Below are 14917 nucleotides of genomic sequence, written 5' to 3' on the forward strand. Positions count from 1 at the left end.
GTTGCCGAGACATCGCAGGAGCCGCGAGTGGCCGCTTACCACGACAGTGACGGAGCCGAGCAGGTGCCGGCGCAGGATGCTCCGCCGCCGCCCGCCGAACTGGTGGCGCTGGCGCAGGCGTACGGGGTGGACACCCGGTACCCGGGGCCGGGCGGGCAGGCGGTGGGGGCGCGGACGCTGGTCGCGGTGCTGGGGGCGATGGGAGTGGCGGCCGGGTCGCCGCAGGAGGTGCGGGAGGCGTTGGAGCGTCACCGGGCCGGGCAGCGGGGCCGGTTGCTGCCGCCGTGCGTGGTGGTGCGGCAGGGGAGGCGGACGGCGCTGGACGTGCCGGCGGACGCCCGGTTGCGGGTGGAGCTGGAGGGCGGCGGCAGTTGGGAGCTGCCGCGGGGGCACTCGCACTGGGTGCCGGGGGACCTGCCGCTGGGCCGCCACGTGCTCACGGCGCGGAGCGAGGGCCGGACCGCCCGGGCCGCGCTGGTCGTCGCGCCCGAGCGGCTGCCGCAACTGCCCGGCCGCAGCTGGGGGTTCCTCGCCCAGCTGTACTCGGTGCTGTCCGAACGCTCCTGGGGCATGGGCGACCTCGGCGACCTCGGTGAGCTGGTCCGGTGGGCGGGGGCCGGTCTCGGGGCGGGCTTCGTGCAGATCAACCCGCTGCACGCGGGCGTGCCCACCAGCCCCTCCGACCCCTCCCCGTACCGCCCGTCCTCGCGCCGCTTCGCCGACCCGGTGCACCTGCGGGTCGAGGCCGTCCCCGAGTACGCCTATCTGACCGCGGAGCAACGGCGGAGCGCCGAGGAGCTGAGCCGCCGCGCCGCCCGGCTGCGCGAGGAGGTGCTCGTCCACGACGCCCTGATCGACCGGGACGCCGTGTGGCGGCTCAAGCGCGAGGCCCTGGAGCTGCTGTACGAGGTGCCGCGCGGCCCCGGGCGGCAGGCCGAGTACGAGGCGTTCCGGCGCCGCGAGGGCGAGTGGCTGCGCCGGCACGCGCTGTGGAACGCGCTGGCCGAGGAGCACGGCCCGGACTGGCACCACTGGCCGAAGGGCCTGCGTCACCCGGACGGCCCACAGGTCGGGCAGGCCGAGAAGGAGCTCGCGGAGCGGGTCGGGTTCCACCGCTGGCTCACCTGGCAGGTCGACCAGCAGCTCGCCCACGCCCAGCGGGCGGCCCGGGACGCCGGCATGCCGGTCGGCCTGATCCACGACCTGGCGGTCGGCGTCCACCCGGACGGCGCGGACGCCTGGGCACTGCAGGACGTGCTGGCCGCCGGCATCTCGGTCGGCGCCCCGCCGGACGCCTTCAACGCCCACGGCCAGGACTGGGGTCTGCCGCCCTGGCGCCCGGACGCGCTGGCCGAGGCCGGCTACGCCCCGTTCGCGGAGTTGCTGCGGGCCACCGCCCGGCTCGCCGGGGCGGTGCGGATCGACCACGTGATGGGCCTGTTCCGGCTCTGGTGGGTGCCGGAGGGCCACCCGCCGACCGAGGGCGTGTACGTGCGCTACGACGCGGAGGCGATGCTCGGCGTGCTGGCGCTGGAGGCGCACCGGGCCGGGACGGCGGTGATCGGGGAGGACCTCGGCACGGTGGAGCCGGGCGTTCGGGAGGAGCTGGCGGCGCGCGGGGTGCTCGGCACCTCCGTCCTCTGGTTCGAGCGGGACTGGCAGGCCGACGGGGCTCCGGTCCTCGGTCCGGACCGCTGGCGGCCGGGCTGCCTGGCCACCCTCACCACCCACGACCTGCCCAGCACGGCGGCCCGGCTCTCCGGCGAGCACGTCGAGCTGCGGCACCGGCTGGGCCTGCTGGCCCGGCCGCTGGCGGAGGAGCAGGCGCAGGCGGCGGCGGAGCTGGCGGACTGGCGGGCCGAGCTGGCGCGGCTGGGGCTGCTCGCCGAGGACGAGCCGCTGACGGCGCCGCTGCTGTACCGGTTCCTGCGGGCCACCCCGGCGGAGCTGGTCGGGGTCTGGCTGCCGGACCTGGTCGGCGACCCGCGCCCGCAGAACCTGCCCGGCACCTGGGACCAGTACCCGAACTGGCGCCTGCCGGTCGCCGACGGCTCCGGTGCGCCGGTCACCCTGGAACGCCTCGCCGCCGCGCCCGCCGCCGGCCTGCTCTCCCAGCTCCTCGCCCCCGCCGCCTCCGTCAGGCCGACCCCGACGCGCGCCGTCCCATAAGCGGCGGGTAAGTTGGAAACGTGGACAAGAGGAACGCTTTGCGAGCCGGCGCGGTCTCCGCAACGGTCACGCTGATGATGCTGCTGACGTCGCCCGCCATGGCCTTCGCCCGGGACGACGGTGACGACCCGGGCTCCGGCCTGAGTGTCGGTGAGACCCTCGGCCTGTACGTGTTTCTGCCGCTCGTGGCCTTCGCGCTGATCGCCGGGCTGGCCGGCCTGCCGTACGGCAAGGGCAAGAAGAAGTAACTCCTCGAGGCAACGCCTCACGGCAACGCCTCAAGGCAACGCCTCAAGGCAACGCCTCAAGGCAACGCTTCTAGGCACCTCCTCTAGGCAGCTCCTCGGAGCAAGCCGACCGTCGCGTCCACCAGGACCCGCACGACCCCGAAGGGGCGCCGGACGATCCCGTCCGGCGCCCCTCCGTGGTTCCGGGGGACCGTCAGCGGGCCCCCGCCGCACGGTCGGCCGCCTGCGCCCTGAGCGCGCGCTCGACGCCCGCCCGCGCCTCGACGACCTGGCGCCGCAGCGCCGGCGCCGGCTCGGCCGAGGCCAGCCACGCGTCGGTCGCGTCCAGCGTCTCCTGCGTCACCTGCAGGGCCGGGTACAGTCCGACGATGATCTGCTGCGAGATCTCGTGGCTGCGGGTCTCCCAGACGTGCTTCACCGCCGCGAAGTACTTCGCCGCGTACGGCGCGAGCAGCTCGCGCTGGTCGGACTGCTGGAAGCCGGCGATGACCGCTTCCTGCACATAGTTCGTCAGCTTGTCGGACTCCACCACCGACGCCCAGGCCTCCGCCTTGGCCTCGGCGGTCGGCCGGGCGGCGCGGCAGGTGGCCGCGTGCTCCTGGCCGGCCGCGGTGTTGTCCCGCTCCAGCTCGGCGGCGATGGCGGCCTCGTCGGCCCGACCGGTGGCCGCGAGGCGCACCAGCAGGGTCCAGCGCAGCTCGGTGTCCACCGCGAGGCCCTTGATCTCGGCCGAGCCGTCCAGCAGCCCGGCGAGCAGGCCCAGCTGACCGTCCGTGCGGGCGACCGCGGCGAGGGCGCGGGCCCAGGCCAGCTGGTGGTCGCTGCCGGGCTCGGCGGCGCGCAGGTGCTCCTCCGCGGCGGCGGCCCAGCGGTCGAGGCCCTCCTCGCGCCACGCCGGGTCGGCGTACGCGTCGAGGGCGAGCTTGACCTGGCGATGCACGGACTGCACCACGCCGATGTCGCTCTCGCGCCCGATGCCGGACAGCGCCAGCGACAGGTAGTCGCGGGCGGCCAGCTCGCCGTCGCGGGTCATGTCCCAGGCGGAGGCCCAGCACAGCGCGCGCGGCAGCGACTCGGTGAAGCCGCCGAGGTTCTCGGTGACGACGGCCAGCGAGTCCTCGTCGAGCCGGATCTTGGCGTACGAGAGGTCGTCGTCGTTCAGCAGCACGACGGCCGGGCGGTGCCGGCCGACCAGCTCGGGCACCTCGGTGCGCGGGCCGTCGACGTCCAGCTCGATCCGGTCGGTGCGCACCAGCGCGTCACCGTTGAGCTCGTACAGGCCGATCGCGATGCGGTGCGGCCGCAGCACGGCCTCGCCCTTGGCGCCGGCGGGCAGCGCGGGGGCCTCCTGGAGCACCGCGAAGGACTCGATCTCGCCGTCGGTGTTCAGCACGACGGACGGCCGCAGCACGTTGATGCCGGCGGTCTCCAGCCAGGCCTTGGACCAGGCCTTGAGGTCGCGGCCGCTGGCCTCCTCCAGGGCGCCGAGCAGGTCGCTGAGCCGGGTGTTGCCCCAGGCGTGGCGCTTGAAGTACGCCTGGACGCCCTGGAAGAAGGCGTCCTGGCCGACGTACGCCACCAGCTGCTTGAGCACCGAGGCGCCCTTGGCGTAGGTGATGCCGTCGAAGTTGACCTGGACGTCCTCCAGGTCGTTGATCTCCGCCATGATCGGGTGGGTGGACGGCAGCTGGTCCTGCCGGTACGCCCAGGTCTTCATCTGGTTGGCGAAGGTGGTCCAGGAGTGCGGCCACCTGGAGCCGGGGGCCTCGGCCTGGCAGACGGCCTCGGCGAAGGTCGCGAAGGACTCGTTGAGCCAGAGGTCGTTCCACCACTCCATGGTGACGAGGTCGCCGAACCACATGTGGGCGAGCTCGTGCAGGATCGTCGCGGCGCGGGCCTCGTAGGCGGCGTCGGTGACCTTGGAGCGGAACACGTACTGGTCGCGCAGCGTGACGGCGCCCGCGTTCTCCATCGCGCCGGCGTTGAACTCCGGGACGAAGAGCTGGTCGTACTTGGCGAACGGGTACGGGAAGTCGAACTTCTCCTGGAAGTAGTCGAAGCCCTGCTTGGTGACCTCGAAGACGGCCTCCGGGTCCAGGTACTCGCGCAGCGAGGGCCGGCAGTAGACGCCCAGCGGCACCTTCTGCTCGCCGTTCTCGTAGGTGTCGAAGACGCCGACGTACGGGCCGGCGACGAGCGCGGTGATGTAGCTGGAGATCCGGCCGGTGGGCTCGAACGTCCAGACCCGGGTGTCGCCCTCGCCGACCGGCTCCGGGGTCGGCGAGTTGGAGACCACGACCCAGCCCGCGGGCGCGGTCACGGTGAACGCGAACGCGGCCTTCAGGTCGGGCTGCTCGAAGTTGGCGAAGACCCGGCGGGCGTCCGGCACCTCGAACTGGGTGTACAGGTAGGTCTCGCCGTCGACCGGGTCGACGAACCGGTGCAGGCCCTCACCGGTGTTGGTGTACTCGCAGTTCGCGACGACCCGCAGCTCGTTCTCGGCCGCCAGGTCCGGCAGCGGGATGCGGCTGTCGGCGAAGCTCGCCGGGTCCAGCCGCACGCCGTTGAGGGTGATCTCCTCGACGCTCGGGGCGACGAGGTCGATGAAGGTGTCCGCGCCGGGGGTGGTGGCGGTGAACCGGACCACGGTGGTGGACCGGAAGGTACCGCCCTCGCGGGCCGAACCGAGGTCGAGCTCGATGTCGTACGCGTCCACGTGGAGGAGGTCGGCCCGGGTGCGGGCCTCCTCACGGGTCAGGTTTGTGCCGGGCACTCGCTGCACTCCTTTGTCAGACTGATGGTCCGAATCCTCGCACGTCCAACGGACCGGGCGGCCGGAAAATCACGGGCGGGGCGGGCCCGGGCGATCAGCCCCGGCCCACCCCGCCCGGGTGGTTCACCGTGTCGGTCCACGACGGGGGCTGCACGCCCCCGGCGTCACTTCTTCCACTTGGTCAGCGGACCGTCGCTGGCGCTGTAGCGGCGGAACGCGTAGACCGCGGCGCCGTCGTCCGAGATCAGGTACTCGGTGCTGCTGCTGCCGATGCTCATGCTGCTCGGCATGGCCATGGTGCCGAGGTCGGTCAGCGAGCCGTCGGTCGGCGAGAGCGTCACCAGGCGGGCCGGCTTGTTGTAGCCCTGGTCGACGACGGCGCGGACCTTGCCCTCCTTGTCGGTCCCGGCCACCAGGCGCATGTCGTTGCTGGCCGAACCGGAGTTGGCCGCCCACAGCCGCTTGCCGGTGTTCAGGTCGTAGGCGTTGATGCCCGCCTTGCTGCCGCTGACCTGGACGTACAGCGTGGTGCCGCTGACCACGTTGCGGGTGACGGCCTCGTCCTGGCCGGAGAGCCGCAGGCTGTCCGAACCGGGCTCCTTGACGGACATCTGGTTGCCCGGCTTGTTGTCCTTGTCGAACGGCAGGACGTAGTCGCCCTGCGGACCGTTGGACATCAGCAGCACCAGCGGCTTGTCCTGGACGACCGAGTCGACCTCCTCGATGCTGCCGGTGAGGGTGATCGGGGTGCTGGCCGGCTTGCCGGTCTCGGCGTTGACGATCACCAGCTGCGACTTCGGGCCGCTGGTGCCGTAGCAGCGGTCGCTGACCGCGATCTGGGTGCCGGCCGCCTTGGCGCGCAGGATGCAGTCCTTGTCACGGGGCTGGTACTGCCAGGCCGGCTGGCCGTTGGCGATGCTCAGGGCGCCGACCATGTTGCCGCCGACGGCGACCACGTTCTCGGTGACGCTGAGGGTCGGCGAGGACATCCGGTCGGCCGAGACCTTGACGCTCCAGAGCAGCTTGCCCTGCGCCAGGTCGACGGCGCCGACGGTGGAGCAGTCGCTGTCGCCGGTGTTGAAGGAGACGGCGGCGATGCCCTTGGAGTTGGCGCCGTACGAGGCGGTGCACATCTCCTTGCTGCCGGCCGGGACGGGGATGGTCCAGGCCTCCTTGCCGTCGGTCAGGTTGTAGGCCTTGATGCCGGAGCTGTCGGCGCGCACGGCGAGCTTGTCGGTGCCCCAGACGCCGAGCAGCTGGCTGGAGCTGTCCGAGGTGGCCGGCTTGGGTGCGCTCCAGGCGACGGTGAAGGTGCCGCCCTTGGTGCCGGGGCCGGGGCCGCCGGTGGTCCCGCCGTTGTCGGTGCCGCCGGTGGCGACCGGGCCCGGGCCCGGGTCGGGCTTGGGATCGGGGTCCTTGAGCAGGACGACCAGGGCGATCACGATCGAGATCGCCAGCACGCCGCCGATGATCCCGCCCCACAGCATCACGGGGTTGCGCTGCTTGGGCGCGACGGGCGCGACCGGGTAGCCGTACCCGGGCTGCTGCTGGTAGTTGTAGCCGCCGGCGTTGTAGCCCTGCCCGGCGTCCGGCGCGCCGTACGGGGCGCCGGGGACCGGGTCGTACGGGCCGACCGGCGCGGCGCCGGGCGGCGGCGGGGCCTGGGTGGGGAACCCGGTCGCGGTCGGCGCGTACGCCGCGTACTCCGGGCTGCCGACGGGCGGCTGCGCGGGCGGTGCCGGCGGCTGGGCGGGCGGCGGGCCCGCGGGTGCGGCCGGGCCCGGAACGGCCGCGCCGTCGAGCTGCGTCATCTGGTCCGCGACGGCGGCCGGATCGACACCACCGCCCGGCGGGCGCCCGAACGAGACGCCCCGGTTGTCCTGCGGACCGTTGCCGGGCGTTTCGCCTGCCCCCGGCGTAGGGTGATCCCCTGCCATCTGATTCCCCGTCATGTCTGGAAGCGTCCCCCTGCCGGTGCCGTCCACGGCTCCGATGGGACGGGTGAGAATTGGGCACCATGGTAGTGGTGTGCAGATTTGCGCCGCCGCCAGGACCGCGGATCCCCGTCCTCGCAGGTCCAGGCCGTGCAACACCTTCACCCTCCGATCACCGGGCCGCCACGCCCGCGCCCCGCGCCACGGCGTGCGCCGGTGCCCCGCCGTCCGCGCTCCCCGGGCGCCCGCCGGCTCCCACCGGGGCCCCCGTCCGGCCCCCCGGGCCGTACCCTTCAGGAGTTGAAGGGGACGCCCGGCGGAGGGGTCCCCGCCCTGGGAGGGTGGATCATGTCGACGGACACACCGGGCTCGCAGTCCTCGCTGCACCGGGCGAACCTGGAACGGGTGCTCCGCGCGGTGCGGATGGCCGGCTCGCTGACCCAGGCCGAGATCGCCCGCGGCACCGGCCTGTCCGCGGCCACCGTCTCCAACATCGTGCGGGAGTTGAAGGAGAGCGGCACCGTCGTGGTCGCCGACACCTCCTCCGGCGGCCGCCGCGCCCGCAGCGTCTCGCTCAGCGGGGACGCCGGCATCGTGGTCGGCATCGACTTCGGCCACACCCACCTGCGCGTCGCGGTCGGCAACCTGGCCCACCGGGTGCTGGCCGAGGAGAGCGCCCCGATCGACGTCGACGTCTCCGCCCAGCAGGGCTTCGACCGCGCCGAGGCGATGGTGGAGCGGCTGCTGGCGCAGGCCGGGTTCCGCCCCGACAAGGTGATCGGCGTCGGCCTCGGCGTGCCCGGCCCGATCGACGTGGAGACGGGCGCGCTCGGCTCCACCGCGATCCTGCCCGGCTGGACGGGCATCGCCCCGGGCCGGGAGCTGGCCGAGCGGCTCGGCATGCCGGTGCACGTGGACAACGACGCCAACCTGGGCGCGCTCGGCGAGCTGGTCTGGGGCGCGGGCCGCGGGCTGAGCGACCTCGCCTACATCAAGGTCGCCAGCGGCGTCGGCGCCGGGCTGGTGGTGAACGGCCAGATCTACCGCGGCCCGGGCGGCACCGCGGGTGAGATCGGGCACATCACCCTGGACGAGGCCGGGCCGGTCTGCCGCTGCGGCAACCGCGGCTGCCTGGAGACCTTCGTCGGCTCCCGCTACCTGCTCTCGCTGCTCGTCTCCACCCTCGGCCCGGACCTCAGCCTGCCCCGGGTGGTCGAGCTGGCCCACCAGGGCGACCTCGGCTGCCGGCGGGTGATCGCCGACGCGGGCCGGCAGATCGGCACCGGCGTCGCGACCCTGTGCAACCTGCTCAACCCCCGCCGGGTGATCCTCGGCGGGGACCTCGCCGAGGCCGGTGAGCTGGTGCTCTCCCCGATCCGGGACTCGGTGGCCCGCTACGCGATCCCGAGCGCCGCCCGGCAGCTCTCGGTCGTGCCCGGCACCCTCGGCGGCCGGGCCGAGGTGCTCGGCGCGCTGGCCCTGGTGATGAGCGAGATGGGGGAGTCCGGCGCGCTGGGCCGCGCCTGAGGCCGGCGGCGGCGCGGCCGGCCGAGGCGGCCGCCCGGGGTCGCGCTCGAACAGCCGCGCCGACCGGATGAGCGAGCCCGAACGTCCGTCCGTCAATCCGGGGTGACCCGCCGCCCCGGCCCGACCTCCCGGAATGGCGGTAACCGAACCGTGGCACCGGGCGCGCCGCTCGGTGTCCGGCAGGCGGACATTAGACTCGACCGGTCGGCACCGGCCGGGACCGTCGGCCTGCCGCCGGACCGGGCAGCGACGCCCGTCGGACCGTCCGTGGTCCGCGAACACTGAACGAGGAGGAACGGGTGGCCCTGCTGACCCGCATTCGGGGACCGCGCGATCTCGACCGGCTCACGCCCGGACAGCTGGCCGCACTGGCCCAGGAGATCCGGACCTTCCTGGTGACCGAGGTCTCCAAGACGGGCGGACACCTCGGCCCCAACCTCGGCGTGGTCGAACTCACCATCGCGCTGCACCGGGTCTTCGACTCGCCGCGCGACCGCATCCTCTTCGACACCGGCCACCAGAGCTACGTCCACAAGCTGCTCACCGGCCGCCAGGACTTCTCCCGGCTGCGGATGAAGGGCGGCCTGTCCGGCTACCCGTCCCGCGCCGAGTCCGAGCACGACGTGATCGAGAACTCGCACGCCTCCACGGTGCTCTCGTACGCCGACGGCCTGGCCAAGGCCAACCAGCTGCTGGGCAAGAGCGACCCGGTCGTCGCGGTGATCGGCGACGGCGCGCTCACCGGCGGCATGGCCTGGGAGGCGCTCAACAACATCGCCGACGCCAAGGACCGCCCGCTCGTCATCGTCGTCAACGACAACGAGCGCTCGTACTCGCCGACCATCGGCGGCCTGGCCAACCACCTCGCCACCCTGCGCACCACCCAGGGCTACGAGCGCTTCCTGTCCTGGGGCAAGGAGGCGCTGCAGCGCACCCCGGTGGTCGGCCAGCAGCTGTTCGAGACGCTGCACGGCGCCAAGAAGGGCCTCAAGGACTTCATCGCCCCGCAGGGCATGTTCGAGGACCTCGGCCTCAAGTACATCGGCCCGATCGACGGCCACGACCTGACCGCCCTGGAGTCCGCGCTGACCAAGGCGCGCGGCTTCGGCGGCCCGGTGATCGTGCACTGCCTCACCGAGAAGGGCCGCGGCTACCACGCCGCCGAGAACAACGACGAGGACCGCTTCCACGCGGTCGGCAAGATCCACCCGGAGACCGGCCTGCCGATCCAGAGCGGCGGCGGGAGGAGCTGGACCTCGGTCTTCGCCGAGGAGATGGTCGCGCTCGGCCACGAGCGCGAGGACATCGTCGGCATCACCGCCGCCATGCTCCACCCGGTCGGCCTGGCCCCGTTCGCCGAGGCCTTCCCGGACCGCATCTTCGACGTCGGCATCGCCGAGCAGCACGCCGTCACCAGCGCCGCCGGCCTGGCCACCAACGGCCTGCACCCGGTCTTCGCGGTCTACGCGACGTTCCTGAACCGGGCCTTCGACCAGGTCCTGATGGACGTCGCCCTGCACAAGCTGGGCGTCACCTTCGTGCTGGACCGGGCCGGGGTCACCGGCGACGACGGCGCCTCGCACAACGGCATGTGGGACATGTCGATGCTGCAGATCATCCCGACCCTGCGGCTGGCCGCCCCGCGCGACGCCGAGCAGGTCCGCGCGCTGCTGCGCGAGGCCGTCGAGGTCGAGGACGCCCCGACCGTGGTCCGCTACTCCAAGGGCACGGTCGGCCCGGCCGTCCCCGCGGTCGGCCGGATCGGCGGCATGGACGTGCTGCGCGCCGCCGAGGAGCCCTCCGGCGCCCACCGCGCCGACGTGCTGATCGTCTCGGTCGGCGCGATGGCCCCCACCAGCCTGGAGGTCGCCGACCTGCTGGCCGCCCAGGGCATCACCGCCACCGTGGTGGACCCGCGCTGGGTCAAGCCGGTGGACCCGGCCCTGCCGGGCCTGGCCGCCGAGCACCGGGTGGTCGTCACGATCGAGGACAACGGCCGGGTGGGCGGCGTCGGCGCGGCCGTGGCGCAGGCGCTGCGGGACGCGGACGTGGACCTGCCGGTGCGCGACTTCGGAATCCCGCAGGAGTTCCTGGACCACGCCAGCCGGGCCGAGATCCTGGCCGAGATCGGCCTGAACGGGCCGGACATCGCCCGGAAGGTGGAGACCCTGGTCGCCAAGCTGGACGCGGCGCCGGTCGAGGCCTGACGGACACGGCGGGCGAAAGCGCCGGTGGAAGGCCCGCACCGGGCACGCCGAAGGGACCGGCGGTCCGTTCGTGTCGGACCGGTCACCCGTTCCGCCGCCGACTGTTCGTCGTAACTTCGTAACAGTTCGTCACGAAACAAGCTGACAATCGCACTGAAAGGCGGGACCGGCGCCACCGGCGCCGATCCCGCCCGGTAGGTTGTCACCCGTGCCGACCCCCACCCGCCTCCGCCTCACCGGACTGGCCGAGCGCCTGCCCGAGCGCGTCCGCACCCGTGTGCTCACCGGGTACTGGACCAGGCTGGTGCCGGTGCTCGCGCTGGTCGCGCTGCTCACCCACATCCCCTCCTTCGCCCGGCCCGTCTGGAGCCCGGACGAGGGCTTCCTGGCCACCCAGGCCCGGATGCTGGCGGACGGCGGAGTGCTGTACGACACCGTGGTGGACCGCAAGCCGCCGCTGCTGCCCTGGCTCTACCAGGCCTGCTTCGCGGTCTTCGGCTCCGCCTCGCTCTGGCCGCTGCGCACCCTGGCGGTGGTGGCCCACCTGGTCACCGCGATCCTGCTGGCCTCGATCGCCCGCGGCCGCTGGGGCAACCGGGCCGGCGCCGGGGCCGGGCTGCTCTACCTGCTGGTCTCCATCGGGCTCTCCCCGGAGGACACCCAGGCGGCGACCTTCGAGGTCTTCATGCTGCCCGCGATGGTGGCCGCCTTCCGGTACGCCGAACGGCGCCGCTGGCTGGCCGCGGGCATCGCGGTCGCGCTGTGCTCACTGACCAAGCAGACCGGCGGCGCGGTGCTGCTGCCGGTGCTCTGGATGCTGTTCCAGGACACCCGCCGGCGCGGGGTGCGCTGGCCGCCCGCGCTGTTCAAGATCGGGTTCGGCTTCATCCTGCCGATAGCGCTGGTCGCGGTGATCCTCACCAAGCCCAAGGGCTTCCTCTTCTGGGTCGTCACCGGCAGCGGCGACTACGCCTCCTTCGGCGGCGCCTGGCTCCAGATGGTCGGCCGGGCGCTCGGCAACTCGGCCATCCTGGCCGGGGCCGGCCTGGGCTTCCTGCTCCCGGTCGGGCGCCGGCTCTGGCTCAAGCGCCGCCACCGCCCGCTGCCGGTGGCCGGCGAGGAGCACGGCTCGACCACCGACCTGTGGGTCTGGCTGCTCTCCTCGGTCGTCGCGGTCAGCGTGGGCTTCCACTTCTTCGGCCACTACTACCTCCAGCTGATGCCGCCGCTGGTGCTGCTGGGCACCGGGGCGGTCGCCACCTCGGCGGTCCGCTGGAAGCCCGTCCTGGTGTACACCACGGCCGCCGCGACGGTGTTCTGGGGCCTGGCGCTGGCCTGGCCGGGGGAGCGGCTCAACCGCACCACCGAGGTCGCCACCGCCATCGCCGCCCAGACCACCCCCAAGGACACCCTGCTGGTCTGGGGGATGCACCCCGAGCTGTACTGGCTGGCCGACCGCAAGCCCGCCACCCGCTACCTGACGGCCGGCTTCCTCACCAACTACAGCGGCGGCAAGGACGGCAACCAGAACGTCGGCGAGCAGTTCAGCGTCGCCAACGCCTGGCAGACCTTCGACAAGGAGCTGGCCAACGGCCTGCCCGAGGTCGTGGTCGACGACTCCGGCATCGCCCCGTACCAGCCGGTGATGGTCCCGCGGATCGAGAACCTGCTGGACACCCACTACGAGATGGTCGGCGTCTTCGCCGACACCGTGGTCTACCGCCTCAAGCACTGAGACCTCGGTCCGCGGCCGGCCGGGCGACCACTCCGTACACGCCCGCCGCTCGGCGGCTCCGTACACGGACATCCGGCTCGTACACAGGGCACCCGGGCGGCAGCTCCGTACACACGGGAGAGCCCCGGCGACCATGCGGTCACCGGGGCTCTCCCGTGTACGGGCCGGGTGTGCCTTACGCGGGCACCGAGGCCACGCCGGGGGCGAGGAAGCGCTTGCCGTTCACCCGCTCCGAGACGCCCTCACGGTCCAGGTACGGGGTGATCCCGCCCAGGTGGAAGGGCCAGCCGGCACCGGTGATCATGCAGAGGTCGATGTCCTGCGCCTCGGCGACGACACCCTCCTCCAGCATCAGGCCGATCTCCTGCGCGACGGCGTCCAGGGCGCGGGCGCGGACCTGCTCCTCGGTGAGCACCGAGTCGCCGAAGGTCAGCAGCTCCAGCACCTCGGGGTCGAGGACCTGCTGGCCGTCCGTCCAGGTGTAGAAGCCGCGCTTGCCGGCCTTGACCACCTTGGCGAGGTTCTCCGAGACGGTGAACCGCTCCGGGAAGGCGCCGTGCAGGGTCTCCGAGACGTGCAGGGCGATGGCCGGGCCGACCAGCTCCAGCAGCACGATCGGGGACATCGGCAGGCCGAGCGGCTCGACGGCCTTCTCGACGTCGGCGATCGGGGTGCCCTCGTCGATGATGCTCTGGATCTCGCCCATGAAGCGGGTCAGGATCCGGTTCACCACGAACGCCGGGCGGTCCTTGCAGAGGACCGAGGTCTTCTTCAGCTTCTTGGACACCGCGAAGGCGGTGGCCAGCGAGGCGTCGTCGGTCGAGTCGCCGCGGACGATCTCCAGCAGCGGCAGGATCGCGACCGGGTTGAAGAAGTGGAAGCCGACGACCCGCTCGGGGTGCTTCAGCTTCGAGGCCATCTCGGTGACCGACAGCGAGGAGGTGTTGGTCGCCAGCACACAGGTCGGCGAGACGACGTCCTCCAGGTCCGCGAAGACGGCCTGCTTGACGCCCATCTCCTCGAACACGGCCTCGATGACGAAGTCCGCGTCGCCGAAGGCGGCGGCCTTGTCCAGCGAGCCGGAGACCAGGCCCTTGAGGCGGTTGGCCTTGTCCTTGCCGATCCGGCCCTTGCCGAGCAGCTTGTCGATCTCGGCGTGGACGTAGCCGACGCCCTTGTCGACGCGCTCCTGGTCGATGTCGGTGAGGACCACCGGCACCTCCAGACGGCGGGCGAACAGCAGCGCCAGCTGGGAGGCCATCAGACCGGCGCCGACGACGCCGACCTTGGTGACCGGGCGGGCCAGCGACTTGTCCGGCGCGCCGACCGGGCGCTTGGCCCGGCGCTGCACCAGGTTGAAGGCGTAGATGCCGCTGCGCAGCTCGCCGCTCATGATGAGGTCGGCCAGGGCCGCGTCCTCGGCGTCGAAGCCGGCCTGCAGGCCGGCCTTGTCCGCGAGGTCGAAGTCCTTGGCGGCGGCGATGATGTCCAGCGCCTTGTAGGCGGCCGGGGCGGCGCCGTGCACCTTGCCGTCGGCGACCATGCGGCCCCAGAGGACGGCGTCGTCCCAGGCCTTGCCGCGGTCGATCGCCTCGCGCTCGACGACGTGGTCGCCCTTGAGGACCTTGGCGGCCCACAGCAGCGACTGCTCCAGGAAGTCGGCCGGCTCGAAGATCGCGTCGGCGATCCCCAGCTCGAACACGTCCTTGCCCTTGAGCTGCTTGTTCTGGTTCATCGAGTTCTCGACGATGACCTTGACGGCCTTACCGGCACCGATCAGGTTCGGCAGGATGGTGCAGCCGCCCCAGCCGGGGACGAGGCCGAGGAAGACCTCGGGCAGCGAGAACGCCGGGACGCCCGCCGACACCGTGCGGTAGTCGCAGTGCAGGCCGACCTCGACGCCGCCGCCCATCGCCGCGCCGTTGTAGAAGGCGAAGGTGGGGACGGGCAGCGCGGCGATCCGCTTGAAGACCTCGTGGCCGCCCTTGCCGATGGCCAGCGCGTCCGCGTGCTGCTGGAGCACCTCGACGCCCTTGAGGTCGGCGCCGACCGCGAAGATGAACGGCTTGCCGGTGATCGCCGCACCGACGATCCTGCCCTCGGCGGCCTCGGCCTCGACCTGGTCCAGCGCCTCGTCCAGCTTGAGCAGCGAGCCCGGGCCGAAGGTGGTCGGCTTGGTGTGGTCGAAGCCGTTGTCCAGGGTGATCAGCGCCAGCCTGCCGGCCTGCAGCGGCAGGTCCAGGTGGCGGACGTGCGCGGTCGTGACGACCTCGCCCGGGAACAGCTCGGCGCCGCGCTGGAGCAGCTCAGTGGTGTTGCTCATC

8 protein-coding genes are annotated in these 14917 nt (G+C 72.9%); 5 read left to right on the forward strand and 3 right to left on the reverse strand.

The genetic code is table 11. The features are described from left to right. Positions 1-63: 63 nt before the first annotated feature. Both malQ and ACFY0X_RS25820 read left to right on the forward strand, forming a co-directional pair. Positions 64-2169, forward strand: coding sequence for a 4-alpha-glucanotransferase (gene malQ / locus ACFY0X_RS25815; RefSeq protein ID WP_387758040.1), 2106 nt, complete (start codon positions 64-66; stop codon positions 2167-2169). A 20-nt stretch (positions 2170-2189) separates the two neighbouring features. Then, entirely contained in the window at positions 2190-2417 is a 228-nt protein-coding gene (locus ACFY0X_RS25820) for a hypothetical protein (RefSeq protein WP_387757927.1), read from the forward strand. 193 nt (positions 2418-2610) lie between these two features. On the opposite strand, the gene pepN is transcribed toward ACFY0X_RS25820, so the two are convergent. Both pepN and ACFY0X_RS25830 read right to left on the reverse strand, forming a co-directional pair. Further along, complete coding sequence (pepN, locus tag ACFY0X_RS25825; protein WP_387757929.1) at positions 2611-5190, reverse strand: aminopeptidase N; 2580 nt, start codon at positions 5188-5190, stop codon at positions 2611-2613. Positions 5191-5354: 164 nt separating this feature from the next. Further along, a complete protein-coding gene (locus ACFY0X_RS25830; RefSeq protein WP_387757930.1) occupies positions 5355-7001 on the reverse strand; it encodes a PQQ-binding-like beta-propeller repeat protein in 1647 nt (548 codons plus the stop codon). Between the two features lie 471 nt (positions 7002-7472). On the opposite strand from ACFY0X_RS25830, the gene ACFY0X_RS25835 reads away from it, so the two are divergent. The 3 genes from ACFY0X_RS25835 (at position 7473) to ACFY0X_RS25845 (ending at position 12593) form a co-directional block, all read left to right on the forward strand. Then, the gene (locus tag ACFY0X_RS25835) at positions 7473-8651 is read left to right on the forward strand and encodes an ROK family protein (RefSeq protein ID WP_387757932.1); all 1179 of its coding nucleotides are present in this window, start codon (positions 7473-7475) and stop codon (positions 8649-8651) included. 299 nt (positions 8652-8950) lie between these two features. Further along, positions 8951-10858: a 1-deoxy-D-xylulose-5-phosphate synthase gene (gene dxs, locus ACFY0X_RS25840; RefSeq protein ID WP_387757934.1), complete on the forward strand. Its 1908-nt coding sequence runs from the start codon at positions 8951-8953 to the stop codon at positions 10856-10858. Positions 10859-11066: 208 nt separating this feature from the next. Next, positions 11067-12593: an ArnT family glycosyltransferase gene (locus ACFY0X_RS25845; RefSeq protein WP_387757936.1), complete on the forward strand. Its 1527-nt coding sequence runs from the start codon at positions 11067-11069 to the stop codon at positions 12591-12593. A 175-nt stretch (positions 12594-12768) separates the two neighbouring features. Here ACFY0X_RS25845 and ACFY0X_RS25850 read toward each other — a convergent pair whose 3' ends face one another. Beyond that, entirely contained in the window at positions 12769-14916 is a 2148-nt protein-coding gene (locus ACFY0X_RS25850; RefSeq protein ID WP_387757937.1) for a 3-hydroxyacyl-CoA dehydrogenase NAD-binding domain-containing protein, read from the reverse strand. Position 14917 lies beyond the last annotated feature (1 nt).

This window comes from Kitasatospora sp. NPDC001547 (assembly GCF_042894165.1).
Lineage (GTDB): Bacteria > Actinomycetota > Actinomycetes > Streptomycetales > Streptomycetaceae > Kitasatospora.